23 protein-coding genes and 1 pseudogene are annotated in these 24,661 nt (G+C 61.5%); 13 read left to right on the top strand and 11 right to left on the bottom strand.

What is annotated here, in order from left to right:
- Positions 1-68: 68 nt before the first annotated feature.
- The 5 genes from FXV83_RS40890 to FXV83_RS45610 all read left to right on the top strand — a co-directional run bounded on the left by FXV83_RS40890 (position 69) and on the right by FXV83_RS45610 (position 3,531).
- Positions 69-1,088 (top strand): TAXI family TRAP transporter solute-binding subunit, encoded by a 1,020-nt coding sequence (locus FXV83_RS40890; RefSeq protein WP_148745691.1) that lies wholly within the window; start codon positions 69-71, stop codon positions 1,086-1,088.
- Positions 1,085-1,645, top strand: coding sequence for a hypothetical protein (locus FXV83_RS40885; protein ID WP_148745690.1), 561 nt, complete (start codon positions 1,085-1,087; stop codon positions 1,643-1,645). Before FXV83_RS40890 ends, FXV83_RS40885 begins: the two co-directional genes overlap by 4 nt.
- A gap of 34 nt (positions 1,646-1,679) precedes the next feature.
- Positions 1,680-2,276: a DsrE family protein gene (locus FXV83_RS40880; protein WP_148745689.1), complete on the top strand. Its 597-nt coding sequence runs from the start codon at positions 1,680-1,682 to the stop codon at positions 2,274-2,276.
- Between the two features lie 529 nt (positions 2,277-2,805).
- Entirely contained in the window at positions 2,806-3,111 is a 306-nt protein-coding gene (locus FXV83_RS40875) for a hypothetical protein (protein WP_148745688.1), read from the top strand.
- Positions 3,112-3,246: 135 nt separating this feature from the next.
- A complete protein-coding gene (locus tag FXV83_RS45610) occupies positions 3,247-3,531 on the top strand; it encodes a DUF7662 domain-containing protein (RefSeq protein WP_430648980.1) in 285 nt (94 codons plus the stop codon).
- A gap of 190 nt (positions 3,532-3,721) precedes the next feature.
- Here FXV83_RS45610 and FXV83_RS44710 read toward each other — a convergent pair whose 3' ends face one another.
- On the bottom strand, positions 3,722-4,252 hold the full coding sequence (locus FXV83_RS44710; protein WP_235940596.1) for a hypothetical protein: 531 nt from the start codon (positions 4,250-4,252) through the stop codon (positions 3,722-3,724).
- A 244-nt stretch (positions 4,253-4,496) separates the two neighbouring features.
- Between FXV83_RS44710 and FXV83_RS43445 the strand changes: the two genes are divergently transcribed.
- Together FXV83_RS43445 and FXV83_RS43440 are read left to right on the top strand one after the other, a co-directional pair.
- Positions 4,497-4,655 carry a hypothetical protein gene (locus tag FXV83_RS43445; protein WP_187436527.1) on the top strand — a complete coding sequence of 53 codons (159 nt, stop codon included), beginning with the start codon at positions 4,497-4,499 and terminating at the stop codon, positions 4,653-4,655.
- Positions 4,656-4,889: 234 nt separating this feature from the next.
- Positions 4,890-5,396: a hypothetical protein gene (locus tag FXV83_RS43440; protein WP_187436526.1), complete on the top strand. Its 507-nt coding sequence runs from the start codon at positions 4,890-4,892 to the stop codon at positions 5,394-5,396.
- A 139-nt stretch (positions 5,397-5,535) separates the two neighbouring features.
- Here FXV83_RS43440 and FXV83_RS40855 read toward each other — a convergent pair whose 3' ends face one another.
- Complete coding sequence (locus tag FXV83_RS40855) at positions 5,536-5,850, bottom strand: hypothetical protein (RefSeq protein ID WP_148745686.1); 315 nt, start codon at positions 5,848-5,850, stop codon at positions 5,536-5,538.
- 587 nt (positions 5,851-6,437) lie between these two features.
- Here FXV83_RS40855 and FXV83_RS40850 point away from each other — a divergent pair.
- Positions 6,438-6,953, top strand: a complete 516-nt coding sequence (locus FXV83_RS40850; protein WP_148745685.1) for a MarR family winged helix-turn-helix transcriptional regulator — start codon at positions 6,438-6,440, stop codon at positions 6,951-6,953.
- A gap of 3 nt (positions 6,954-6,956) precedes the next feature.
- On the opposite strand, the gene FXV83_RS40845 is transcribed toward FXV83_RS40850, so the two are convergent.
- The 7 genes from FXV83_RS40845 to FXV83_RS40815 are packed head-to-tail and all read right to left on the bottom strand — an operon-like array spanning position 6,957 to position 14,372.
- On the bottom strand, positions 6,957-8,594 hold the full coding sequence (locus FXV83_RS40845) for an ATP-dependent acyl-CoA ligase (RefSeq protein WP_148745684.1): 1,638 nt from the start codon (positions 8,592-8,594) through the stop codon (positions 6,957-6,959).
- Positions 8,595-8,637: 43 nt separating this feature from the next.
- Positions 8,638-9,795: an ABC transporter substrate-binding protein gene (locus FXV83_RS40840; RefSeq protein WP_148745683.1), complete on the bottom strand. Its 1,158-nt coding sequence runs from the start codon at positions 9,793-9,795 to the stop codon at positions 8,638-8,640.
- 59 nt (positions 9,796-9,854) lie between these two features.
- The gene (locus tag FXV83_RS40835; RefSeq protein ID WP_187436530.1) at positions 9,855-10,637 is read right to left on the bottom strand and encodes a cyclase family protein; all 783 of its coding nucleotides are present in this window, start codon (positions 10,635-10,637) and stop codon (positions 9,855-9,857) included.
- A 49-nt stretch (positions 10,638-10,686) separates the two neighbouring features.
- Positions 10,687-11,928, bottom strand: a complete 1,242-nt coding sequence (locus FXV83_RS40830; protein WP_148745681.1) for an SDR family NAD(P)-dependent oxidoreductase — start codon at positions 11,926-11,928, stop codon at positions 10,687-10,689.
- Positions 11,925-13,103: a thiolase family protein gene (locus FXV83_RS40825; RefSeq protein ID WP_148745680.1), complete on the bottom strand. Its 1,179-nt coding sequence runs from the start codon at positions 13,101-13,103 to the stop codon at positions 11,925-11,927. Before FXV83_RS40825 ends, FXV83_RS40830 begins: the two co-directional genes overlap by 4 nt.
- Before the next feature lie 25 nt (positions 13,104-13,128).
- Positions 13,129-13,557: an organic hydroperoxide resistance protein gene (locus tag FXV83_RS40820; protein WP_148745679.1), complete on the bottom strand. Its 429-nt coding sequence runs from the start codon at positions 13,555-13,557 to the stop codon at positions 13,129-13,131.
- Positions 13,558-13,589: 32 nt separating this feature from the next.
- Positions 13,590-14,372 carry an aspartate/glutamate racemase family protein gene (locus tag FXV83_RS40815; RefSeq protein ID WP_187436525.1) on the bottom strand — a complete coding sequence of 261 codons (783 nt, stop codon included), beginning with the start codon at positions 14,370-14,372 and terminating at the stop codon, positions 13,590-13,592.
- Between the two features lie 617 nt (positions 14,373-14,989).
- Here FXV83_RS40815 and FXV83_RS40810 point away from each other — a divergent pair.
- From FXV83_RS40810 to FXV83_RS40795, 4 genes are read left to right on the top strand one after another with little or no spacing between them, the layout of a single operon-like run.
- A complete protein-coding gene (locus FXV83_RS40810; RefSeq protein ID WP_148745677.1) occupies positions 14,990-16,138 on the top strand; it encodes an ABC transporter substrate-binding protein in 1,149 nt (382 codons plus the stop codon).
- Between the two features lie 45 nt (positions 16,139-16,183).
- Positions 16,184-17,227 (top strand): branched-chain amino acid ABC transporter permease, encoded by a 1,044-nt coding sequence (locus tag FXV83_RS40805; protein ID WP_148745676.1) that lies wholly within the window; start codon positions 16,184-16,186, stop codon positions 17,225-17,227.
- Positions 17,224-18,993: a branched-chain amino acid ABC transporter ATP-binding protein/permease gene (locus FXV83_RS40800; RefSeq protein ID WP_148745675.1), complete on the top strand. Its 1,770-nt coding sequence runs from the start codon at positions 17,224-17,226 to the stop codon at positions 18,991-18,993. The genes FXV83_RS40805 and FXV83_RS40800 overlap by 4 nt, the downstream gene beginning before the upstream one ends.
- Positions 18,990-19,703, top strand: coding sequence for an ABC transporter ATP-binding protein (locus FXV83_RS40795; RefSeq protein WP_148745674.1), 714 nt, complete (start codon positions 18,990-18,992; stop codon positions 19,701-19,703). Before FXV83_RS40800 ends, FXV83_RS40795 begins: the two co-directional genes overlap by 4 nt.
- 195 nt (positions 19,704-19,898) lie before the next feature.
- Here FXV83_RS40795 and FXV83_RS40790 read toward each other — a convergent pair.
- Both FXV83_RS40790 and FXV83_RS40780 read right to left on the bottom strand, forming a co-directional pair.
- Positions 19,899-20,099 (bottom strand): annotated as a pseudogene (locus FXV83_RS40790) (IS110 family transposase); the annotation flags it as partial.
- Between the two features lie 158 nt (positions 20,100-20,257).
- On the bottom strand, positions 20,258-22,456 hold the full coding sequence (locus FXV83_RS40780; protein ID WP_148745672.1) for a PAS domain S-box protein: 2,199 nt from the start codon (positions 22,454-22,456) through the stop codon (positions 20,258-20,260).
- A 208-nt stretch (positions 22,457-22,664) separates the two neighbouring features.
- Here FXV83_RS40780 and FXV83_RS40775 point away from each other — a divergent pair, with 208 nt between their 5' ends.
- Entirely contained in the window at positions 22,665-24,032 is a 1,368-nt protein-coding gene (locus tag FXV83_RS40775; protein ID WP_148745671.1) for an ABC transporter substrate-binding protein, read from the top strand.
- Positions 24,033-24,661: the final 629 nt, after the last annotated feature.

The following is a 24,661-nucleotide window of genomic DNA, read 5'->3' as shown; positions in this document are numbered from 1 at the left end:
AACTTACGTGTTGAAGTGAAGAGTGCAACGGACAAAACAGAATGGACGTTACCAGGGGAGCCGGATCGATGAAGCAGCTGGTTGGAATACGCTCTTGTCTTCTCCTCATCGTGATACCCCCTTCGCTTCTGATCATGGGCTCTTGCCTAGCGACGGCCCAGCAGACTCAGCGGGCTCGTGCAGAGCATGCAAGGCCGGAAATTGCGGCCATGAACGATTGGACTGTTGGAATTGCCGGGGGTCTGCTGGAAGGAGCTCCCATTCGGCTTGCCGCGGAAATGGCGCGAGTGGCCGATGATGGAAAGGACCTCCATGTGCTGCCCGTCGTGACCCGCGGCGCAACCGAAAACGTCAATTCGCTGCTCTATTTGCGTGGCATTGATGCAGCAATCATCAATTCCGACGCACTTGACGAGTACAAGAGCCAAGTGCCGGACATCCAGCGACGGATCACCTATGTGCTCAACCTGTTTCCATCTGAACTGCACATATTCGTCAGGCCAGAAATTCAGAGCTTGAGTGATCTGGTCGGAAAGAAGGTCAATTTCAACACCCAAGGTACCGCCGCAGCTTATTCGGGCCCGCTGATTTTCAGCCGGCTGGGGATCGAGGTCGACAAGGTGTTCATCCCCCATCAGGTTGCGATGGAACAAATGCGCAGGGGTGAGCTGGCCGCCGTCGTTTTCATAACGTCAAAGCCAGTGGATGCGTTCATACGTGGTCGTTGGGATGCCGGCTTCAAGTTCTTGCCGGTCCCCTACGAGAGCAAGTTCGAAGATTACTATCTGCCATCTTGGCTGGACGCAGCTGATTACCCGAACCTGATCAGGCAGGGGGAACGCGTGACAACTATTGCCGTTCCAACCGTGCTGGTCGCTTTCAATTGGCCGCTCAAATCCAATCGCTTTCAACGTGTGGCGCGCTTCGTTGACCGCCTGTTCTCGCGGATCGACAAGCTGCAGGAGCCCGGTTTCGATCCGAAATGGAAGTCGATCAACTTGGCGGCGACGGTCCCTGGCCTGACGCGCTTCCCCGCGGCGCAGACCTGGCTCGATCGTCTGCCGCGTTCGAGCCAGGCGGCGCAATGACCTTCACCCTAATCGCTCTCGTCGTGACGCTCGCGATCGCAAATGACCTCGCTCGGGCCCAAGGCGCCGAAGACTCTATGGCGCCGGTTCGCGTCTCTGATCGGCCCGCGCATGGAGCCGGGGCGTGGATCGTTAGCGAAACCACATCGCCAGTTGATTATTCATCGATCATCAAGGCTACGCTATCATCTCAAGGTGGCAGTTCCGACGCAGCGATGAGCCTGTCGATACGCTGTCGCGGAGGCCTGACCGAAGCGTTGCTTGAGGGAGCCGGCTTATCGGGCCGCGGCGAGGACTATGCCCTTTCGCTGCGCATCAATGATGATCCACCTTTTCAGGTCTCGACAATCACGTCGGCGCGCGGTGTCGCGCTTGAAAGCGATTTCGTTCGCCTGTTGCAATCAATCCCCGACCATAGCGAACTTTCTGTGCATGTTTCACGTCGGACGGGGAGCGGCGCCGGTGCAGTGTTCGCTCTCGATGGCATCGAGAGCGTGCGCGCAAAACTGGCGGCAACCTGCAAATGGCCACGCGCCATCGCGAAGCCCAACAATTGATCATGAACCTCAGCTTGCTCGGAGAAACAACATAATGAGCAAATTTCCGCAGATTATCATAGCAATGATCGCGACAGTCATCTCGCTTATGGTCGGGCTGTCTAGTTCCGTGGCACAGGAGGCTCGCGTTCTGCCGACACAGACAAGCTCGCCTGCTGCCTCAACGCATAGCACGGCAAGAACGCACGCGAATTCATTGGCAAGGGTCGCGACGCAAAAAAAATCTGAGCTGGCGCGCATCGCGCCACCGTCTGCTGCCAAGAAAGAGCACCGCTTAATCCTTCAGGTCAACACAAATGACTCTGCGTCGATGAACCTTGCATTGAACAATGCACTCAACGTCACGCAATACTACAAGGAGGTTGGTGAAGCGGTGAAAGTTGAGGTGATTACCTTCGGCCCCGGCCTGCATATGCTCCGCGATGACACGTCGCCGGTGAAAGCGCGAATCGAGGAAATGGCTCTGAGCACGCCGGAAGTATCGTTCAAAGCCTGTGGAAACACGCAAGAGAAAATGCAAAAGGCCGAAAACAAGGACATTCCGATTGTTCCACAAGCCCAGGTGGTGAGGTCGGGCGTCGTTAGGGTAATGCAGCTGCAGGAGCAGGGATGGACCTACGTCAAGCCATGAAATGGCAACCGGACACAGTGCGAATTGAGCGGCAAGGCGCCGGCCTGTGGTCGCGCCCCCTAGTTATCCGGGCGGGTCGCCGCAGCCGATGCAATTGAACGGGCCTCGATCATGGGTTCTATCGCGCGCTATTCACCGGGCAGCGCCAGACCGACCGTCTGATCATGCGCACGAGAGCGACTTCGAGGGTGGGTTGAGCGAACATCGGTTCGTCTCACTCAATTGCGTGGTCAGGTAGCATTTTGCAGGGCAGCTGCCTGCCCGCCCCATCCTGCCTTCCGGTCATGCAACTGGATCACATTGGCGCCTGTAACGAATGCAGCCCAATCCCCGTTCGCTTTTCGAGCTTGTACGGTACCGGAGGCGATTCGGACACAGGCCGGCGCGAGCTGTGACACACGGGGCTTCAATTTACGTCAGTTCTGGTGACCTCCTTTTCGACGGCAAGCGATTAAATTCCACTGGCTTTTATCTTGTTAACGCGCCAGATTTCTCAACTTAAAGCGAGTCGATTTTTGGGGGAGGTTAGATGGCAAAATCTGCCGTTTCCCGTGAGGCCTTTCGTGGGTTGGTCGCTTTTTATGCAGCGAAGGCTCATCACGACCACAAGCACGATGGCGAATATAGTGTGTTGAAGCTGTTTGGATCCGCTCAAGACATGCCTGATCGGCTGCTACAGCAGTGGTCGGACGAGGCTGAGCTACTCGGCTCGGAAACCATCGCCAGCACACTGGAGCGGCGCGCCCGCGGGATCGCGAATGGTTGTGCACGCTATGACCACGCCAGCGACTTTCTCCACGTGCTGTTGAGAGACCTAGAGCTAAAAGAACACTGAAGAAACCTTGCTGCGTCAGGCTCCGCGAGGTCTTGCAGACCTAAATCATAATGCCTTTTGCCTCCGCGCTCTAAATGCACCAGACTGCCATTCCAATGCCGGGTAGCCGGCCAATTTTGTTGACATAGTGCTCGCATGCCAAGGTCGATTTACCAGCCACTGCATGAAAGGCTGCGAACGGAGAACGGTCAAAGTCTCCGCCTGACCTTTTCAGAAATTGAATCGATCTTGGGAAAGCCTCTGCCGAAATCAGCTTATACCTTCACTGCGTGGTGGAGCACACTGAAGAGAGCAGGTCCTCAAGCGAAAGCGTGGATGTCCGCTGGTTATCGTGTCCGGGTTTCGATGAAGCACCGCATCGTCGAATTCTATCGTTCTGATGTGGATACCAATGATCGCCATGGAACGCCTTTGCATTGAAGCTTCCCATGATGGCGGAACAATCAACCTCGATGTTCGGGGCAGATAGCGAGGACAGACCGGCGCAGAATCACGTTGTGACTTCAGGGCCGCAGCGAATCCCGCTGCGACCCAGTTTTTGAGTAGGAGCCGCGAGCCGGATGCTCGGAACGCGGTGAGTAAAACCTAATGAGAACGCTGCGCGATGGCGCTAGGCTGCGTGAGGGTTGACGATGGTGTACCCTCTCAGGGAGCGCGGGTGAATTCTCGTTGCGTGCCCACCTGAGTTGGCGTCGTACGCCTTCCAGACGTCGCCGGCGATGTGCTGCTCCAGGACGAAGACGTGCCCACGTCGCGCGGCAACCATTCCCGGTGCTGGCGAGGTGCGGGGAAAGCGCAGCCAATTGGCTGCGAGGTTCAGTTCGGGTACTACGCGACCAAACACTCGTATTGCCGCACCACATCCACAGAACGATTGAGGGCAACCGGCCGGGCGACCGCTGACGATCTCAGTCCTTGAGCTCTCTGAGCTGGGCACGGACATCCGTAGGCTAGCAACAGCACTTCGCTGCAGACGCCATGCCGGTCCCGTGTATCTCTGCGCCTGCGCCAGCGAAGATGAAAAGTCGCATGGCATAATCACGTTGCATTCAGGTGGAGGAGCGGCGCGCAAAGGGCGTGCTTCCGAAGAAATGGAGGTCGCAAGAGCGAACGCTAAAGCTACTACTACTCGACTGAACATGCAGGTCTCCGGGTTAATAGCCCTGCCCCCAGCGCGCAGAAAGCGTCTTGCAATTTGGCGGAATTAGGTTGCAAAAAGCAATTAAATAGAGTTTTACGAGCATACTAAATCAGGCTCGCAGGGGATCGCCGCCCTATCCTGATCGATTCTGAATATCGCGCGTCTCTCTTCAGCGTAAGGAACGTTTCGCTCCGCCCCGAGTCCTGCTTGTGCGACCGATCCTTTGTTGTTCGTGGATCGACAGATGGAAAAGGCAGTCGCCTACGCAATCTCAGCGGCCCTCGTGGGTGTCGGTGTCTTGATACTGGTCATTGGCCTGTCCTCCAGCTCGCCCGCTTTGTGGGCGGTCGTCGCGCTCGTCCCGATCACGATCGGGATCGTGAGCGCTTTTGGCCCCGTGTGAGGATGGGGAAAACGGCCGATGGGTCAGGTCGTCTGCATTTTCCGAATCGGGCCGGTGTGCAGGTTCTCGGCTGGTTTCAGATTCTTGCGGGTACACGCGCGTGAGCCATTTCGTCTCTATGCTTATGCTTGCCCTCGCCCTGACCCTGACCTTGTGCTTCGGGGTGGCGGCCTGGCGCCTGTCGGCCGGCAATGACGCCGAGATCACGGCAACGATTCCGCATGAGGAGTTCGGATGGAGAGGGAGGTCGAACAACTGAATGCCCTTGCGGTGGCCCTTCGGCTACATCCTGGCGCGAGCGTTACGCCGATCTCTTCAGCGATTTCGCAACGATGTATTGGAGAGGCGTTTCGCCCTCTTTCGTTCAGCCACCGAAAAATGAAGTCTTTCCAGCTGCGCGATGCCAAGCTTGTCATCTCGCAGATGGAGAAGAAGGCGTCCGACGTTGTCAATCAGAACCGCTGCGGGAAAATCCCGAACACGCGGCGAGGTCATAGCTTACCATCAGCTATTGTGGCGAACGAAGAATGGCATCAGCTTTTCAAAGATTTCCGTCCGAAAGCGATCAATCTCCCAGGTAAGCGCATCGCTAAACCCTGCGGCACACGCATGGATAGTCGCTCGGTCCGCAGTCACTTTGGTGGCCACGCCATTTACGACCAGCCAACCTGTCAGGACCTTTCCGTCCCATTCAACAGTGCGACCACAACCCACCGACATGGCAACTCCAAATACAGATAACGGGTTGGTCTTATTTCGCAGCAGGCAGTTGTCTCACACCCCGCCGCCTAGCTTGTTCGTTCGTACTGCCGCTCATCATCCTCGTCTCTGATAAACTTGTGAGATCAGCGCAAACTCAGGCACGAGCAGGCCACCACAATCAATTCCTCCTAACTCTCTCGATGAATTCCAACGCGGCTGGGGCAACGTCATCGAACTCGACAAAGCAGCGGCGCAGTGCATCAGCAATCTCCACAGTCACATCACGCGACCATCCCTCTGCCGTGTTGAAGACCACGATCCGCGCAGGATGCTTGTATTGGCCTTCCATTATCTGGCGCATCAACGTCGCTCGACCCGTGTCGTCCTCGGAGGTTTCGCTCCAGGCGCGTCCGAGCCCACCTCCAAAATCCTCAAGCACAAGATAGACGTCACCTGGATCTGCATGGGGCACGATGGACGGAGAACGAGGCATGATCCCAAACCCTGAAATACCATTTTAATTTTCATTTTATATTAAACGCGATTAAATCGGAAGTTTCAATTGAATTTATGTGTTGTCCCCTGAGAGCTTGCGATCGGGTTGACACTGCCTATTGATCAACTGTTCGGCTACCGGTTTGGTGCAGGCGAGTATTTGGGTTGCTCAATGGGACGCTCGGTCGGTGCCAAATCGGTACGCGGCCATCTGACCGCGCCTGCCGGTTTTCTCGGTTGCCCTGCCTCCCACGCGCGTCCTGTTGGCGCATTCCGCTGATGCGCCGAACCCCGTTCGCATCGGCTGGCAATTTCGATCGCAATCTCCTCCCTTTGATTCTGGTCCAGTTATTTTATGCCTAAACTATTTCCTCGCTGTTAGGATCCCCTGATGACGGGAATCGATGAATGATTATCCGGCGTTGGGTGCGGACGACGGGCGAGGAAATCGGACAAACTTAGCGTCCGACCAAGGACGTTCCTGCGAGATCCAGGCTGGCCTTGAATTTAGTTTTGGCACGAACTATTCTGTTGCAGGTTCATAAAATTGCGCCTTCAAACCCCACGAGGGCCAGGAGATTTGATTTGGCACTCGCGAAGGAGTCCCCGCCGGCTTCCAGCAAGAACGCGGCCGATGCGGAGGCCGCGTACCGGGCTCACACGCGGCTCTGGCTCCGCCTTCTGGCCTGCACGTCCCTGATCGAGGGGGAGTTGCGGCGCCGATTTCGCGAGGAATACGACTTTACGATGCCGCGCTTCGACGTTCTCGCTCAGCTCGATCGGGAGCCGAGCGGATTGGTGCTGGGGGAACTGCCCAAACGGCTGATGGTCTCGGCAGGAAACCTGACGCCGATCGTCGATCGCCTGGTCGAGGATGGCTATATCACCCGTACGCCGTCGAACCTGGACCGGCGCGTACAGATCATATGCATGACGGTCGAAGGCCGAAAGACCTTCAGGCGGATGGCGAAGAGTCATGGCGCCTGGCTTGCCGAATTGCTGGCCGAATTCCCGGCGAACCGCCTCGATGGCCTGGTCGGCGCGCTCGATGACGTCAAGGGCGCCGTGCGGAATGCCCTGCAACATCGCGAGCAGACGTGACGGTTAGCGCCGGACCCGAATGCCGGCGGCTTCACGGTCCCAGGTCCCCGTTGTCACGCCGGCCTGTTGCAGCGCGCCCTTCCTGATCTTGCCGTTCTCCGTCAGCGGCATCTCGCTCATGATGCGGACATAGCGCGGAATTGCGAAATATGCGATCCGGCCCTCGCAATGCCTGATGATGTCGGCGGGCTGGAGCGTCTGCCCCTGCTTCAGCAGGAGCGCGGCGGCAACCTCATCCTCGCCCAATTCAGACGGCAGCGGATAGATGGCGCACGCAGCGACGGCGGGATGCGAGAGGATGAGCTCCTCGACTTCCCAAGAGGACACATTCTCGCCGCGTCGGCGGATCGAATCCTTCATGCGATCGATGAAGCGATAATGTCCGTCCGCATCCCTGACGACGCGATCACCGGAGTGAAACCAGAGATTCCGCCACGCCTCGACCGTCTTTTCCGGCATGCCGAAATATCCCGTGGCGAATGCAAACGGCTCCTTGGGGCGGAGCACGAGTTCGCCCGCCTGTCCGTCAGGCAGCTCAGAATCGTCTTCATCGACGATCCGGGCCTCAAAGCCGTCGGCCAGATGCCCCATGGTCCCTGGACGATCGGAGGGGATTGGGCCGGCGAACACGAAATTGGTCTCTGTCGATCCATAGCCATCAACGAGCGGCACGCCGAACCGCTCGAGAAACGGCCGTTGGACCTGCGGCGGGACGCCGCCACCCAAAGCGACGCGAACGCGATGCGCGGTATCCTCCTCCGTCCGCGGCTGTGCCAAGAGCATGGACGCCATGGCGCCGAGCAAATAGCCGACGCTCGCATTGTGGGCTCGCGCGGCGGCCCAAAAGCCTGATGCGGAGAATTTCGGCTCCAGCACGTAAGTGCATCCATTCAAGACGGCCTGATAGAACGCGTTGAGGGCATTGGTGTGAAACAGGGGCAGGGTCGTGAACAGTATGTCTCCGTCCCGGATGCCGAGTGCCCGCGCAGAGCAGACGCCCCACCAGAACAGCTGCGCTTGCGGACAGCACACGCCCTTTGCCGGCCCCGTGGTGCCTGACGTGTAGAGGATGGCGACAGCATCACCCGGACGCACGGCACCAGCCGGCGCTCCGGGCCCAAGAGCGGGCAACGGCACCGAAGCGATCCTTCGCGTCTCTCTGACGGGGCCGATCGTCCATACCAGCGGCGGCAGATCGGCGTCCGCACCGACAGCCTCGATCGCAGCCAGAAACCCGGCCTCGGCAACGAGCAGCACAGGGCGCGAGTTGCGAAAAATATGCGCGAGCTGCAGCCCGCGCAGCGCCGTGTTGATCGGCACCGCGATGGCCCCGAGCCAGGCGCAGCCGAGATAGATCTGAAGAAACTCCGGCCGGTTCGAGCACATCAACGCCACCCGGTCTCCCGGTTTAATGCCGGCCTCGATCAACGTCAGCGCCGATGCCGCCGCGATCGTCGCAGCCTGTGCATAGGTCCAGCGGGTCCGTCCGGCGACGAGCAGGACGCGATCGCCATAGCGCTCCGCCTGCCGCGCGAGGATGGTCGAGAGCACCCGGTCAGAAGGTGGAAACAGTTCGACCACGCGCGCCCAGGCCGGCACCGCCTGCTGCTGTCCGGCTTGCCCGGCGGTCTTGTCCTGCATTCACCTGCTCCGTCAAATTCGGTTCGACCAGGCGCCCTAGCCATCAAGGCAGGAGCTTGTACTTCCCGTCTTCGATCTGAACGAGGACGCGCGAACGATCATCAACGCCGTGCCGATCCGCCGGTGTGAAGTTGTAGACCCCTTGTGTTCCCACGACCTCCTTGGTGGCGAACAACGCCTGGCGCAGCGCACTGCGGAATTCCGGCGAGCCCGGCTTGGCACCGGCTGCCATCGCGCGTTTGGCGGCATCGACAAAGACCACCCAGCCATCGAAGGAGTAGGAGGAGAACGAGTCGGTCGGCATCTCGCCGTTCGCCTTCTCGTAGGCCGTCCGGTAGGCCAAGGAGACCTTCTGAATCGGATTGTTCGCGGCAAGCTGTTCGGCCGCGATCACCGGCCCGGTGGGGCAGATGATGCCATTGGCGGTCTTGCCGGCGAGGCGCAGGAAATCGGCGCTGATCATTCCGTTGTTGCCGTAGAGCGGCCCCTTGTACCCGCGCTCGGACAAGGCAATTGCGGGCAGCGCACCCGGCGTTCCGGTGCCACCGAGCATGATGGCATCGGGACGCGCCGCAAGCGCGCGTAGGACCTGCGCGGTCACCGACGAATCGGATCTGGCGTAGCGCTCGTTGGCGATGACCTTGATGTCCGCCGCCTTGGCGCTCTGCGACAGCGAATCGTACAAGAGATCGCCGAGCGCATCCGAGAATCCGATGAAGGCGACCGTCTTCAATCCGTGCGCCTTCATATGGTCGACAATGCCCTGGACCAGGAGCGGCATCGGCTGCGGCGTCTGCACGACCCAGGGTCCGCCCTCGCCGGCCGGAACGGATGCGATCGGAGAGACCGCGATCATCGGCACCTTCATTTCGATCGCGGCGGTCGCCATCGCCAGCGTCTGCGGCGCGCCCGACGTTCCGATCAGGATATCGACCTTCTCCTGCTCGACGAGCTTGCGCGCGTTGCGCGCCGAAGCGGTGGCGTCAGAGGCGTCGTCGAGCTGGATGACGCGCACCTTCTCGCCGCCGATCTCGCCGACATAGGTCTCTCCTGCGGCAATCCCCTTCGCGTTCGGAATGCCGATCGAGGATACCGGCCCGCTCAGACCGGTGACGAAGCCGACAAGGATATCGGCTTGCGCGGCCTGAGGCCCGGCCAGAATCAGCAGCGCGGAGCCGAGCAGTGATTTCATCGAGATCATGGCACCTGTCTTTCGTGGTTCGCGTCGGTCAATGTCGGGGCAAGCGCCATGCGCGCGTTTCAGGTCGAGGAGACCAGCGCGATCACGCGCAGCGGGCTGCCCGAACCGTTCTGGATTTTCAGCGGGGAGGCAATGATGACCGCACCGGTGGCAGGGAGCTGATCCAGGTTGCACAGGCACTGCAGGCCGTAGCGGCCCGCGCCGTGGAGGAAGTGATGCGCGGGATAAGGCGGCTCGAAATGTCCGGCCTGTCCCGCATCGGTGCCGATGGTCTCGGTGCCAAAGCCGATGATGCCGCGCTCCTCCACCAGCCATTTCATGACGGCCGCGTCTGGACCCGGTGTGTGAGCGCCGTCGTCCCTGAGACTGGAATAGTCGCGCCAGCCCTTCTTGGACCAGTCGGTCCGCAGCAGGACCCACTGGCGCGAAGGAATCCGCCCGTGCCGGGCTTCCCAGGCTTCGACGATCGGCACGGTGAGCAGGAAGTCCGGATCCTGCGCCGCCTGCGCGGAGCAGTCGATGACGCAGGCCGGCGCGATCATGTCCTTGGGCGGCATGGTATCGACCGCATTGTTGGCAAGGTCCTTGCCGGTGAACCAGTGAATCGGCGCGTCGAAATGCGTGCCGGTGTGCTCGCCGAAGGTCACGTTGTTCCAGTACCAGGCCGGGCCGCGCGCGTCATAGCGCGAGATCTCCTGGATGCGCACCGGCGCCGCCTGGCCGAATTCGGGCGGTAGCACGATTACGGGAAAGTCGGGACTGAGCGTGAAGCTCAGGTCGACGACCCGCACCGCGTCCGAAGCGATCGCACCCGCTAGTTCCAGAAGAGCCTTGCCTTGCAGAACCTCGCCTTGCATTGTCGCATCCTCCAGGTTGATCGCAATGGGCCGCTTAGCGGTCGAACTCGCGCTCGAGCGCTTTCGGATTGCTCGCAAGGCGCTGCCGGATCTCCTCGGCGACGTCTCCGACATACATCTCTTCGAGTCCGCCTTTGAGCCCGGATACGACCGCCTGCGCGATTGCACGCGGCGCCACCTTCGGCGGTGGCACGGTCTGAAACCACTCGGTGTCGACGGGGCCAGTGAAGACGTTCATCATCTTGAGGCCGCCGGGCCGAAGTTCGGCACGAAGACAGTGCGAGAGCGACAGGCAGGCGGCCTGCGAGGCCGAGTAGGCACCGAAAGCGGGCCAATTGGCCAGCGCATAGACCGAGAGGATGTTGACCCAGGCGACGCTGTTGTTGATGCCGTCTGCTCCGCGCATCCGCATGATGGGACCAAAGGCCTGCGCGAGATTGATGAAGCCGAGATAAGCCTGGTCGACCTCGTCGCGCGCGATGCTCGTGCCCCTGCGATCCAATAGACCGCCCGGCCTCACATAGTCCGTCGTGTTCACGAGGATGTCGACCTTGCCGCCGATGTCAGCGGCGAGGTTTCTGGTCGACTTTTCGTCGGCAGCGTCGAGCGATACGAGCTCGATCCCGTCCTGCCCCTGCAAAAGATTTTCGCCGGCAAACGGCCGCCATGGCTCTGCAACGCCGACGAATACCATCTTAGCACCAGCGACCTTCAGCGCCAAGGCAACCTCCCGCCCGATCGCGCTGCGGCCGTTGGTCACGAGCACCCGTCGAAACCTCGGATCGGCGGTCAATTCACGCCACTGCCTGTCGTCTGCCATGTTGGGGGTCTCCCCTTCGGGTCGAGCAAAGGCCACCGCCTGGCCGCTCTTGTCGAGCTGGAACGACATGCGGACGGGAGCACCCTCGACACAGTCGCCGTGGAGATGCGCCACGATGGTCGGGCCGCAATTCATCTTGACGAGCCCGATGCGCCAAGGCGCCCGCTCGCGGAAGTAGACATCGCTCGGCACGTGCGCCGTGGTCTCGGCCAGCAGCAAGCCGCGCGGAGGCGCGTCGACGAAAATGAGCGCGGCCGACAGACAGGAAGGGCACGCCTCTCGCGCCGGATAGGTGAAGGCGCCACAGCCTTCGCAGCGCTGAAGCATGAAGCGCCCCTCGGCAGCCGCGCGCGTGAAGCCGTGCGACGTCCTGCTGCGCGCTCGCGGCGGCGACGTCGGCAGGCGCGTCCGTAGCAGCGGATTCTTACGCCGTGGCGGTTCAATCGGATCGATCATCGCGAAGTCCCGGCAAAGATTGCGGCGCCGGACGCAAGACCGCGATCATAGTTGATCATACCGAAGCCGGAGGCCAGGCAGAGATCTGCATCCCTGACCTGCGTCGGCCCTGCGGTTCCCAGGACCTGCCGCAGCCCTTCGACGAGACCCAGATAGGCGCCGGCTGCACCGGCCTGGCCGACCGAGAGTTGTCCGCCCGACGTGTTGTGCGGAAAGTCGCCGTCGATGGTGAGATCGTGCTGACGCACGAACTCGGCCCCCTCCCCTTTGCCGCAGAAGCCAAGATCCTCGAACTGCATCATCGTGATGACGGGATAGTCATCATAGGTCTGGACGATATCGAGATCGTCCGGCTTTACGCCCGCCATCGCGTAGAGCTCGCCGATATCCATCGCCCAGCCGCCCCGCACCTGCATCGGATCGCCCGCGAAAGCGTTGTGCCGCTCGATGGTCGACAGCAGTCTTGCGGCCGGCAATCCAAGCGATGCCGCGGTTTCATCCCGCATCACGAGGAAGGCCTCGGCGCCGGCGCAGGGCATGACGCAATCAAATAGATGAATGGGATCGGAAATCGGACGCGCTGCCAGATACTGCTCGATCGACAATGGCGTCTTCATCAGCGCGTGCGGATTGCGCAAGGCATTGGCGCGTTGGGCGACCGCAATCCTGCCAACGTCCGCGCGTGTGACGCCGAAAGTCCGCATGTAGTTGCGCGCAATCAGCGCGAAGCTCGAATTGGCACCGCCTGCACCGTAGGGATAGACGGCATCCTGGTTGAAGCGGGAGAAATTCTCGAGCGTCAAGCGGAAGGAATCGACATGGTTGGTGTCGCCTGCGACGCAGGCGATGATGTCGGCATCGCGCGCCTGAACCGCCCGTGCCGCCTTGCGCAACGCGGCGATGGCGCTGGTGCCACCGAGCGGGATCGTATCCAGCCATCGCACGCAAAGTCCGAAATGCTGCGTCAGACCGATCCCGCTGTCAGTCCCCAAGGTGAAGCTGGACACGCAGAGACCATCGATGTCGGAAACTTTTATGCCGGCTTGCGCAACGAGCGCGCTCAAGGCGCGACCGATCCACCACTGCGCGCTATCGATGGAGTAGCGCACATAGGGTATCGTGACGGGAGCCGCCATCACGATGCCGTCATAGGGTGTACGCAGCGAAGTCGTCAACGCTCGCCTGCCTTGTCCATCCGCCTCAGATCACCGTCAGCTTCACGTCGATATTGCCGCGAGTCGCGTTTGAATAGGGGCAGCGCTCGTGCGCGCCGGCGACAATGGCTTCCGCGACCGACCTCTCCACGCCAGGCAGACTGACCTTCAGTTCGATGGCCAACGCATACCCGACGGGCACGGGCCCCATCGCCACCTTCGCGGTCACCGAAGGCTCGTCAGCCGGCACGACCTTCCTGGTGCGCGCCACGAGCTTGACCGCACCAAGAAAGCACGCGGCGTAGCCGGCCGCAAAGAGCTGCTCCGGGTTGGTGCCCTCGCCCCCGGGGCCGCCCAGCGATTTCGGCAGCGACAGCGACACCGACAGCAGCCCGTCGGCGCTCGCGGCCTTGCCGTCGCGGCCTCCCGTAGCGGTGACTTCGGTTTCGTACAGGATCTTCTCAGGCGTCATCATCGCGTTTTCTCCAAGGACCAGTGCATGCAGCGCTAGCCGCCGTTGCGCGCGAGCAGCGCGCGGAAATCGTTGCGCGCCACGGCGCTGGCTCGCTTGAAGCTGGGCCCGCGGCTTGGCTCGGTACCGTTGAGGCGCCTGAGCTGCACCCACATCTCGGCGCTCTTCAGCGCCACCGCCGCGCAGTTGACCACTGGCGCGTGCCCGACCTTCAGGCCGTGCTCCCGCCCGATCAGCAGGCCGGGCAACACACCGGCTGGAATCACGACGTCGGCACCGCGCTCGACGAGTGGCAACGCGCAGGCGACGAAATCCTCGATCATGCGGGCGTGCGCGGCCCGATCGCCCGCGAAGGCACTTACGAAATCCTCGGGTTTGCAACCGAGGCCCGTCACGTGAACGACACGATCGCCGAGGCCGTAACGCTCGGCCTGCTCGTAGTGCCAGACTTCGAAGACGGGATCGAGCGTGACCAGACCGAGCCGCCGGCCGAGCTGCGAGGCGGCAAGCAGCGTCGCCTCGCCCGTCCCGACCACGGGAATATCGAGCGTCGCGCGAAGCTCGTACAGACCCGGATCCTGGAAATGCCCCATGACAAAGGCATCAAAGCCTTGCTCCTCCGCCGCGATGCCGTTGTCGATGGCCTGCACGGCACAGCGCAATTCGGCAAGCCTGCCGAACTCCCGATCCGGCGGCGAGATGCCCTCGACATGGACCGTCGTGCCCTGCGCCGCGATGTTGTTGAGGTATTCCGACAGCAGCGCCATGTAGGGCGCGTTCACACTCGCATCAACGAAGCTTTGCCAGAAGATGCGCATCGTCCTTTTCCTCGAGCGGGTATTGGAGGATCGGTAGCCGGACTGTCGATACGAATATTTCAACCATAAACTAATTGCTCCGTCAAATGTGTGCGGCGCACCCAAGCGAGTGGTCCAGCACCCCGTAGCGGGCATGCCCATTTTGAGGGACAAGAAAGCTCACAAATTGGCTCATACTGCCAGAATTGTATGCACCAGCATTTTTTTGAAGACGGCCATCACATGCTGTTGACGCGCCCGCCGAATATACTTTAGGCTTTAAGTAATACTTCGCCAGCCGACCCTAGCCACCTGACAATGATGTTGCAGGGCACCGTTCTTGAGAGACTTGATCGTGTGGGCAGTCTTTGGAGCTGGACGACCGGCGGCAGTGCCTTCGGCGGCGCTGCGCGGTCCTGCCATCGCATTGTCTGCGCTTTCGCGGTACGCGCGGAATTCGCGCAGCAGCGCAGACCTTCAACGGCAAGCGTCGGCATGATTGCGCCGCGCACCAGACAAACTCTTAGTCGCGCCGATGATCGGCGCTGCAGCAACGTTTTCGATCAGCTCGTTCGCAGTCCGGGTTCAGGCCCGGCAGCTTCCGGTCATTCACACCTAAATCAACGCAGGAGAAGGCAATGCGCAAGACCCTGAGCTTATTGGCACTTGTGGCCGGCGTCGCCGCCGCGCCGGCGGCGCGGGCCGACATCACCATCGGCTTTGTCACCTCGCTGAGCGGCAACGGCTCCTCGATCGGCATCCCTTACGGTCGGGGCATCAACGCAGCCTACGAATACAAGAAGTCAGTCAATGGGGAGACCATCCGCCTGATCCAGCTCGACGACGGATCCGATCCGTCAGCTGCGACGCGTAACGCGCGCAAGCTGGTTGAAGAAGAGAAGGTGGACCTGCTGATCGGCACGGCAACCGCGCCCTCGACGATCGCCATGGCGGCAGTGGCAAGCGAATTGAAGGTGCCGATGATCGCGGTCTCGCCGATCGCCAAGTTGCCGGACTCGCCGGAGCAGTGGGTGGTCTCGGTGCCGCAGCCGGCTTCCCTGCTCGTCAAGATCATCGCCGATCGCATGAAACGCGATAGCATGAAGAATATCGGCTATATCGGCTTCTCGGATGCATGGGGCGACCTCGTCTACAACGGCGCCAAGGCGGCCGAGACGACCGACGGCATCAAGGTCCAGACCAACGAACGCTATGCCCGCACCGACACTTCGGTCACCGCGCAGATCCTCAAGATCATGGCCGCACGGCCGGACGCCGTGCTCGACGGCGGCTCCGGCACGCAAGGCGCGCTTCCCCTGCTCAGCCTTGCCGAGCGCGGGTTCAAGGGTAATACCTACGGCACGGTCGCGCTGGTCAATCCGGATTTCGTGAACGTCGGCGGCAAGGCTGCCGACGGCATTCAGGTGTCCGCGGGTCCGGTGATCGTCGCCGAGCAGCTTCCAGACGAGCACTTTGCCAAGAAGATCGCGCTGGATTTCCGTGCGATCTACCAGAAGACTCACAACATGCCGACTACGGACGGCTTCTCGGCGTACTCCTTCGACGCTTGGCTGATCTTCTCCAACGCGGCCGAGAGCGCGCTCAAATCCGCAAAACCCGGCACTGTGGAATTCCGCACCGCACTGCGGGACGCAATCCTCAGCACTAAGGAGCTGCCGGGCGTGCATGCCGTCTACAACTTCAAACCAGGTTCTGCGACCGGCGTCGACGAGCGCTCGCTCGTCGTCGTGCGGTTGAGCGGCGGTGCCTGGAAGTACGCGCCGTAGGAAAGGACCAAGGGGCGGACACCACAAGGGGGGAATAGCGTCTCAATGACGAGCGATATCGCAGCCATCCTTGCGATCGACGGCATCGCCACCGGCGCAGTCTATGCACTCGTGGCGATCGGAACCGTCCTCATATTCACGGTGACGCGGGTCATCTTCATCCCCTTCGGCGACATCGCGGCGTTCACCGCGCTGACGCTCGCCGCTCTCGATGCGAAGCGCTTTCCGGGGACAGGTGCGCTGGTCGTTATCCTGGCCTGTCTGGCGACCCTGATCGAGATCACTTCACTCGCGCGCTCGGGCGAACTCCGGCTTCTGCCGCGCGCGCTGTCCTTCTATCTCCTGCTTCCGCTCGCCGTGGTCGGCGCAGCCTGGCTCGTCATGCGCATGGATCCTCCCCTGGCCGTCAGGCTCGTGCTCGCGCTGATGCTGACCATGCCCATCTCCCCGCTACTGGATCGGATCGTCTTCCGCCCGATCGCCGACGGCACCGTGCTGCTGTTGCTGACGGTGTCGGTGGCGCTGCATTTTGCGTTGGTTGGATTGGGTCTGTTGTTCTTCGGCCCCGAAGGTGTCCGCACCGAGCCGTTGACCTCCTTCTCGACGGTGTTCGCCGGCGTCCTGATTTCGGGCCAGACCTTGTTGATCGTCATCGCTGCGCTCGTCTTTAGCGGTCTGCTCTTTCTCTTCTTCGACTTCACGCTGGTCGGAAAATCCCTGCGCGCCACCGCCGTGAACCGGACCGGCTCGCGGCTGATGGGAATACGACCGGAGCGCGCCGGCACGATCGCCTATCTCCTGGGCTCCCTCATGGCCGGCGTATCGGGCATCCTGATCGCGCCGGTCAACACGGTGTTCTACGATTCCGGCTTCCTTATCGGCCTCAAGGCCTTCGTCGGCGCCATCGTCGGCGGCATGACCAGCTATCCGGGGGCCGCGATCGGCGCCGTCGGCGTCGGCATCCTCGAAAGCTTCGCATCCTTCGAGAGCAGCGCATTGAAGGACGTCATCGTGTTCTCGCTGCTGATCCCGATCCTGATCTGGCGGTCCCTCGCATCGCTGCATTCCGAGGAGGAGATCGAGGAATGACGCGCCTTCACATTCAGTTCGCCGCCGCCGCGGCGGTGTTGTGCCTCGCTGTGGCTCCCTTCGTCCTCAGCCCGTTCAGCATCACGCTGATGAACTACATCGGCATCTATTCCCTGGTCGCCATTGGGCTCGCGCTGCTCACCGGCGTCGGCGGCATCGTGTCGTTCGGACAGGCGGCATTCGTCGGGGTCGCGGCCTATGCGACAGCGTGGGTCTCGGCGCTGAACGGCCATTCGCCCTGGCTCGGCCTGCTGTTCGGCGTGGCTTTGACCTGCGGCGTTGCGACCATTCTCGGCCTTGTCACCCTGCGGCTTCAGGGTCACTTCCTCTCGCTCTCTACCGTGGCCTGGGGTCTGGCGATCGGCTTCCTGTTCGGCAATGTCGAGGGACTCGGCCGGTTCAATGGGATCTCGTCGATTCCGCCGATCAGCCTCGGATCGCTTGCCCTCGTTTCCAGCAAGCAGATCTATTTCCTGATCTGGGGCATCGTTACCGTCATCCTCTTCCTTGGCTATAATGTGCTAGACTCAAGGCTTGGCCGCGCCATGCGCGCGCTGCGCGGCGGCAATACGCTGGTCGAAAGCCTCGGCATCAACGCCTTCCGGATCAAGCTCGTGACCTTCGTGATCGCAGCCTTCCTGGCTTCGCTCTCCGGATGGCTGTACGCCCACATGAGCCGCTTTATCAGCCCCGGCCCGTTCGACGCAGGCATGGGCATCGAATATCTGATGATGTCGATGGTCGGCGGGGCCGGCAGCCTTCTTGGCGGCGTCGTAGGGGCCGCAGTCGTTACCCTGCTCAAGAACAGCGTACAGGACTATCTGCCGCTGATCGCCAAGGGCGCGTCCGGGCAGCTCGAGATCGTCGCCTTCTCCGCACTGTTCATCCTGTTCCTGCAATGGGCGCGGCAAGGCATCGTGCCGTTCGTTGCGCGCTCCTTGCCGAAAACAAGGCGCGCGCGACCACAGCCCGCGCCGCCCCTGCCCCGCCGCGCGCAACTCGCGCCGGGCGAGCTGCTTCTGAAGGTCGACGGCGCCGAGCGCCGGTTCGGCGGCCTGGTCGCCGTCAACAATGTCAGCTTCGAGGTCCGGTCGGGTGAAATCCTCGCCGTGATCGGCCCGAACGGCGCCGGCAAGAGCACGATGTTCAATTGCCTCACCGGTGCGCTCCGGGTCAACAAGGGCGATATCGTCTTCGCTGGGCGCCCGATCACGCGTGAGGCGCAATCGCGCATCGCCAAGGCCGGGATCGCGAGAACCTTCCAGCACGTGAAGCTCAGGCCGCGCATGAGCCTTCTTGAAAACGTGATGCTCGGCACCTATGCCCGGACCCGCGCCGGCCTGTTCGCCGGAGCTTTCCGCGTCAACCGGCGCGAGGAGGCCAGCGTCCGTCACGAGGCGCTGATGCAGCTCGAACGCGTCGGGCTCGGCGAGAAGCCGTTCGAGCTTGCCGGCAACCTGCCGCTCGGAAATCAGCGTATCCTTGAGATCGCGCGCGCGCTCGCCGCGGATCCGACCCTGCTGGTGCTCGACGAACCCGCTGCAGGCCTGCGCCGCCAGGAGAAGCTCAGGCTGGCCGAGCTGCTGCGCTCGCTCCGGGCGGATCACCTGACCATTCTGATCGTCGAGCACGACATGGAATTCGTGATGTCGCTGGTCGACCGTATCGTGGTGCTCGACTTCGGCTCGAAGCTCTGCGAGGGCGCGCCGGCTGCAATCCGCAGCGACGAACGGGTGCAAGAAGCATATCTCGGAGGCGTCGCGTGAGCTCGATGTTTTCCCTGTCGGACGTGACCGTCTGCTACGACAATGTCGATGCGGTCCGCAATGTGTCGCTTTCGGTCGAGGAGGGACAAATCGTCACCGTCATCGGCCCGAACGGTGCCGGCAAGACCACGCTGCTGATGGCTGCAATCGGACTGCTCTCTTCGAAAGGCCGCATGGTCTTTCAGGGCAGTGACATCGGCAAGATGTCGGTCGAGGATCGCGTGGAACGTAGAGTGTGCCTGGTCCCGGAGAAACGCGAGCTGTTCTCCGACATGTCGGTTGCCGACAATCTCCTGCTGGGCTCCTACAGCCTGCGCGACCGCTCGGGCGTCCAGAAGACACTGGATGACGTCTATGACCGCTTCCCCCGGCTGAAGGAGCGGCAGCGTCAGGCCGCCGGCACACTCTCCGGCGGCGAACGCCAGATGCTCGCGCTGGGACGCGCGCTGATGGCCAAGCCGAAACTTCTCATGCTGGATGAGCCCAGTCTCGGCCTTGCGCCGTTGATCGTGCGCGAGATTTTCCGCACCATCGCGTCGCTGCGCGAGCTCGGCGTGTCGATCCTGCTGGTCGAGCAGAATGCCCGCGCCGCACTGGAGACGGCGGACTACGGCTACGTTCTCGAGACCGGCGAGATCGTGCAGTCCGGCCCGGCCAAGGATCTCATCCACGATCCCCGGTTGATCACGGCCTATCTCGGCGGCCACTAAAACCGGTTTGGATCAGGCTCGGCGAGCCTCACAACAAAGAGTACGAAAACAACCCCATGCACAGTAGCCGGTAACAGCGATATCAATGGCTTAACGCCCAGTAACTGCGGATTTTACGAAATCCGGTTGATCCGTCGGGCAAAACAGTGGCAGGATGCCATCATCGCAGCGCATGGATGGCCGATGGCTTCCACCGCTGAGGTGATGCGCGCCGACGCAGGCTTCCATACCGATCAAGCACGGCGGCAAATTGGCGAGCCGTGTTTCCACCTGGCTGCGTGACCACTTCTGCCGCAGCACGATGGCACCGCGGTGATCATGACCCACGAGGTGGAACGAGTTCTTGCCGATATCGATGCCAATCACGGCGATCGCTGTGTTGAGGTTCTGAGACATGGCGTGCTCCTTGACTTGAGCGCCCCTTGCCAGCTTCTCGCACTGGCGGGGCTGGAGCACGGCCGGACCATCCCATTAGCAGACGTTCTGAGCCGCTGGCGATCACAGCGGGGCTTCTGCCGCCGAGAACGGTCGTTTCGCTGCGCGGTCCTGCAGTCTTATACCGCCGACATGGGGTCGACGTGTCCGGAGGGAACAGTTTCGTCTGGTTCTACAGGCAGCGTGAACTGAAAGATGGCGCCCCGAGGTTCATTTGCGCCAGCCCACATCCGTCCGCCGTGCGCCTCAATGATCGAATGGCAGATGGCCAGACCCATGCCCATGCCCTTGGATTTTGTGGTGAAGAAGGGATCGAAGAGGCGGTCCATCGTCTTCGGGTCCAGTCCCGGACCAGAATCCCGCACGCTGACGAATACGCCGTTCGAGGCATTTCTGCCGGTGCTGATCAGCAGCTCCCGCACCCCATCGCCCATTCCGCCCATCGCCTCGACTGCGTTGATGATCAGGTTCAGGATCACCTGTTGGAGCTGGACCCGATCCGCTTGAATCGGTGGAAAGCCCTCCGCAAGTTGCGTCCGCACCAGGACGCCATTCTTGGCCGCTTCGACACGGGTCAGGGCGATGACCTCAAGTACCGCCGCGTTGATCTCCAACGCTACCCTCTGCTGAGGCGCCTTCTTGACCTGGGCCCGGATCCGCCCGATGACATCGCCGGCTCGCAGACCGTCGCTGACGATACAATCGAACATCTGCCGGACCTGCTCCAGATTCGGCGGCTGGGCAGCCAGCCAGGACAATCCAGCCTCGGCGTTGGTAACCGTGGCGGTGATCGGCTGGCTGACTTCATGGGCGATCGAGGCCGCGAGCTGCCCCATCGTGGTGACGCGATTGGCGTGCGCGAGGTCCGCCTGCGCGGAGCGCAAGGCCTCTTCGGCTCGCTTGCGTTCGGTGATGTGCCGCCCGACGCCGCGGTAGCCGACGAAGCGCCCCGTCTTATCGAACACCGGCAGCCCCGAAACGGACACATAGCGCTTGCTGCCGTCGCGGCCACGTCTGGCGAGCTCAAAATCACGGAACGACAGATGGGCATCGAGCGTTTCCCGGTGCTTGCGCCAGGCCTCTGCGTCAGGCTCCAGGTAAGGCACTTCCCAGCGCGTCTTACCGATCTCCGAGTCCGCCGCCGGCGCGTCGGCAAGGCTCTCCGCGAATTCCTGGCGGGTAAAGCGATGCTGTGCGTCGGTCTCCCAGTACACGTCGAAGGAGAATTGCACGAGGGTGCGAAAGCGCTCCTCACTCTGCCGCAACGCCTCTTCCGCCCGCTTGCGCTCGGTCAGATCAAGGACGAAGCCAACGCCTTGATTTGTACCCTCTTCGAACATCGCTCCGCCGATCAGCACGGACACACGGCTTCCGTCTTTACGCAAATACTCCTTCTCGAATGGCGCGAGCGTCCCGATCAGCTCCAGCTCCGCGATGTTGCGTGCGTCGAGGTCGCGCCATTCCGGCGGCGTCAGCATCGTACGGTGCAGGCGTCCCACGGCGAGATCCTCGCGGTCGTAACCCACGATACGCAGAAACGCGTCATTGGCCTCAAGTATGCGACCTTCGAGGTTCCAGATCATGACCCCTATGATGTTGGAGTCGACGAGGCGTCGAATCTTCCTGTCGCGCTCCACAAGGTCGCTGTGGAGCTGCACGTTCTCCTCGGTCGCCTTTCGCCGCCGCTTCGCCTCGAGCCGCGCGAGTGCCATCGCGGTCCCCACCAGGACGGCGCCGATGAAGCCGGCTGCGAGGGTAAGCCGCGTCCTGCGTCGTTCGAGTTCCCCGGCGCGCTTCTCCCAACCTACGAGCTGAAAACGCTCAACGTCCTGCAACAGGTCGATTTGCAGTCGGATATCGTCCATGCCGCGGATCATTGCCTGGGCCGCCTGCCCGGATACGCGGGCCGCCGTTTTGACGAGGTCGTCGATCTCACGCAGCTTTTCTGAAATGATCAGAGCCAGATGTCCGGCGCGAAAACTCTGTAACGGATCGCTTGCGACCAGAGCCTGGAGCGCCTCAGTCTCCCGTCGTACGCTTTCGTCCGAGACGCCGTAAGCCTTGAGATAAGACGGGTCGAGGGTGAGAAGATACCCGTGCCTTTCAGCCTCCAGATCGACGATGATCGTCCGAAGCCGATCAAGCGTGTCAATGACCTGGCCGGCGTGCTCGAGCGAGAGATTGACCGCCTCGCGGTCACGCCAGTTTTGGAGACCGAGAAATCCGGTCACCGCGGACAACGTCAGAAGCGCTGCAATCACAGGGATCAGCGGTCGCGCAAACCATCGCGAAAAATGGCTCCGAGCAAAAGCTGACATCGGCCTCGTGTCTTCGGTGACCGCCCGGCGGTCGCATGATAGAATAGCGGGCAGCGCATGCGCGCAATGATAGCACATGCGCGTTGGCACGGGAGCCGGAACTCAACATTCCCGGCCGTGCATCCCGGCTTCGCAATGGCGCGACCTGACGGAACGGATATGGCTCAGCTTCGCATCCTGTGAATGCCATAGCTATCGGAGCACCATCATGGATGGAAACTCGTCAAGCGGTCGCGCGCCCGTCAGCCGGCGCAGCTTCGTCAAGGGATTGGGCGCTGCGGGAGCAGTCTTGCCGGTCTTCAACATGTTACCGCGCACGAGCTTGGCCAGGGATGACCAGGCCTATGCCAGCGCCGCAATCGACTGGAAGCAGTTTGCGGGGCAGACGATCACGCTCGCAGGTGCGATCCATCCCTGGTCCAATGCAATCACGCCGCTGTTGCCGGATTTCACCAAGCTCACCGGCATCAACGTCGTGACCGACTTTGCACTGGAAACCACATACCTGAGCGCGATCCCGATCAGGCTCGCACGCGGCAGCAATACACCTGACGTTTGCATGTTCGCCACTTACGGCCAGGGCATCTCCGGAGGATGGCTCGAGCCGCTGAACGCTTATTATTCCAAGAAGTCGCTGACCGATCTTCCTTGGTATGACGAGAGCGATCTTCTCAAGACCGCCCGGACCTTCTCGCTGTGGCCGGACGGCGAGAGATACGGCTTTACAATCACGTCCGAGGCGATGACCCTGTTCCTCAACAGCGAAATGTTGGCAGCCAAGGACTTGCCGGCTCCCCAGACTTTCGACGAACTGCTCGCGACCGCCAGGGCAGTCAAGACCGATGCGATATCGGGAATCGCGATGCGAGCCCAGGCGGGCGGCAATTCCAGCCCGGCGGCCATGGGTTTCGTGTTCTCTTACGGTGGCGCCATGATCAAGAACAATATGGCCGCTTTCGCGAGCCCGGAGGCGATCGCGGCCATCGACATGTACGGACGGCTGCTCCGCGAGGCCGGGCCTATCGGCGTCGGCAGCTATGAATGGTACCAGGTACTGGACGACTTCCTGCAGGGCAGGACAGCAATGGCAATCGACAGCAGCAACTTTGCAACCGACATCTCCAATCCAGCGAAGAGCCATGTCGCCAAGCAGGCGGGGTTTGCAGCCTTTCCGCATCTCCCTGGCCGCGAGCCCGTCCCCTTCATGTCGCACTGGCAGGCGTGCATCAACTCCAAATCAAAGAACAAGCAGGCGGCTTTCCTGTTCCTGCTATGGGCAACGAGCAAGCCGACCTCGTTGCGGACCGCAGCTACGGGGCTGGCAACGACACGGCTGTCGGCCTGGTCGAGCGAGGCTTTCAGTCACGCATTCGGCCGGCAAGCCACCGAGGCAGCACTGAGCAACTTGCAAAACGCCGATGTCGATCGCGCCAAGGCAATCCTTTTCCACCCGCAATCGAGACCCATCCAGGATGTCTTCATGATTGGCGTTAATGAAGTCGTGTCCGGAGCCAGATCGGCAAAGGATGCAATGATGGCCGCGGCTGAAAAGGCCAATGCCGCGATCCGCGGATGATGGAGCCGTCCGACGTAGTACGCGCGTCATGGCTCGCGCGAGTAGGGCGTGATTAACGTCGGCTGCCCGATGGACGGCGGACCTCATTGCCGACAGTGGCTGACAGCCGAGCATGACCCTGAGCGGAGGTGGTAGATTTAAAAACCTGGACGCGCTGCGGTCTCAAGTCTTGGCTTTGGTTTGCTCGGACGTCCGTATCACGGACTGACGCGGGTCGCCCCCCACTCTTGCCCTACCGGGCTTGATCGTAGGCCTGCAGGATCCGGACAAAATCAGCCATGCTGGATCGATCTCGGTTTTCAGCCATAGCTGTAATCTGAGTAGTGGACGCGGGCTGGGTTCCCTGCCAGAACCGCATTAGGAGATCGGCGATGTTTCTCATGGCGTACTCTCTGCACCAACTGTGGCAGTAAGCATCCGTTGAGCGGCAAAGCGCCGCTAGATCGGGAGAAAGACTGGCGGGCGCTACGCCGCCGGCCTTGTCCCGCAACTGCCGGCTCGCAGGGCCGGTTCCGTTGCTTATTCACTCTGGATGTATCGGTAACACCAAGCACTTGGTCGACGCCATCGCGCGCAGGTATGAAATGACCATACTTAGGTAGGCTGGACTAGTACTACTGAGTCAAGTG

Source organism: Bradyrhizobium hipponense (assembly GCF_008123965.1).
Lineage (GTDB): Bacteria > Pseudomonadota > Alphaproteobacteria > Rhizobiales > Xanthobacteraceae > Bradyrhizobium > Bradyrhizobium hipponense.
Note: the sequence above shows the minus strand (reverse complement) of the source record. Positions and strands in the feature narration are given on the sequence as shown.

Bases quoted from the DNA above. Each gene is read 5' to 3' on its own strand.
- FXV83_RS44710 (WP_235940596.1), bottom strand. From the start codon at position 4,252: ATGTTCAGTCGAGTAGTAGTAGCTTTAGCGTTCGCTCTTGCGACCTCC.
- FXV83_RS40840 (WP_148745683.1), bottom strand. From the start codon at position 9,795: ATGATCTCGATGAAATCACTGCTCGGCTCCGCGCTGCTGATTCTGGCC.
- FXV83_RS43445 (WP_187436527.1), top strand. From the start codon at position 4,497: ATGGAAAAGGCAGTCGCCTACGCAATCTCAGCGGCCCTCGTGGGTGTC.
- FXV83_RS40780 (WP_148745672.1), bottom strand. From the start codon at position 22,456: ATGTCAGCTTTTGCTCGGAGCCATTTTTCGCGATGGTTTGCGCGACCG.
- FXV83_RS40805 (WP_148745676.1), top strand. From the start codon at position 16,184: ATGACGAGCGATATCGCAGCCATCCTTGCGATCGACGGCATCGCCACC.
- FXV83_RS40845 (WP_148745684.1), bottom strand. From the start codon at position 8,594: ATGCAGGACAAGACCGCCGGGCAAGCCGGACAGCAGCAGGCGGTGCCG.
- FXV83_RS40875 (WP_148745688.1), top strand. From the start codon at position 2,806: ATGGCAAAATCTGCCGTTTCCCGTGAGGCCTTTCGTGGGTTGGTCGCT.
- FXV83_RS40855 (WP_148745686.1), bottom strand. From the start codon at position 5,850: ATGCCTCGTTCTCCGTCCATCGTGCCCCATGCAGATCCAGGTGACGTC.
- FXV83_RS43440 (WP_187436526.1), top strand. From the start codon at position 4,890: ATGGAGAGGGAGGTCGAACAACTGAATGCCCTTGCGGTGGCCCTTCGG.
- FXV83_RS45610 (WP_430648980.1), top strand. From the start codon at position 3,247: ATGCCAAGGTCGATTTACCAGCCACTGCATGAAAGGCTGCGAACGGAG.
- FXV83_RS40885 (WP_148745690.1), top strand. From the start codon at position 1,085: ATGACCTTCACCCTAATCGCTCTCGTCGTGACGCTCGCGATCGCAAAT.
- FXV83_RS40775 (WP_148745671.1), top strand. From the start codon at position 22,665: ATGGATGGAAACTCGTCAAGCGGTCGCGCGCCCGTCAGCCGGCGCAGC.
- FXV83_RS40810 (WP_148745677.1), top strand. From the start codon at position 14,990: ATGCGCAAGACCCTGAGCTTATTGGCACTTGTGGCCGGCGTCGCCGCC.
- FXV83_RS40820 (WP_148745679.1), bottom strand. From the start codon at position 13,557: ATGATGACGCCTGAGAAGATCCTGTACGAAACCGAAGTCACCGCTACG.
- FXV83_RS40815 (WP_187436525.1), bottom strand. From the start codon at position 14,372: ATGCGCATCTTCTGGCAAAGCTTCGTTGATGCGAGTGTGAACGCGCCC.
- FXV83_RS40890 (WP_148745691.1), top strand. From the start codon at position 69: ATGAAGCAGCTGGTTGGAATACGCTCTTGTCTTCTCCTCATCGTGATA.
- FXV83_RS40800 (WP_148745675.1), top strand. From the start codon at position 17,224: ATGACGCGCCTTCACATTCAGTTCGCCGCCGCCGCGGCGGTGTTGTGC.
- FXV83_RS40830 (WP_148745681.1), bottom strand. From the start codon at position 11,928: ATGATCGATCCGATTGAACCGCCACGGCGTAAGAATCCGCTGCTACGG.
- FXV83_RS40880 (WP_148745689.1), top strand. From the start codon at position 1,680: ATGAGCAAATTTCCGCAGATTATCATAGCAATGATCGCGACAGTCATC.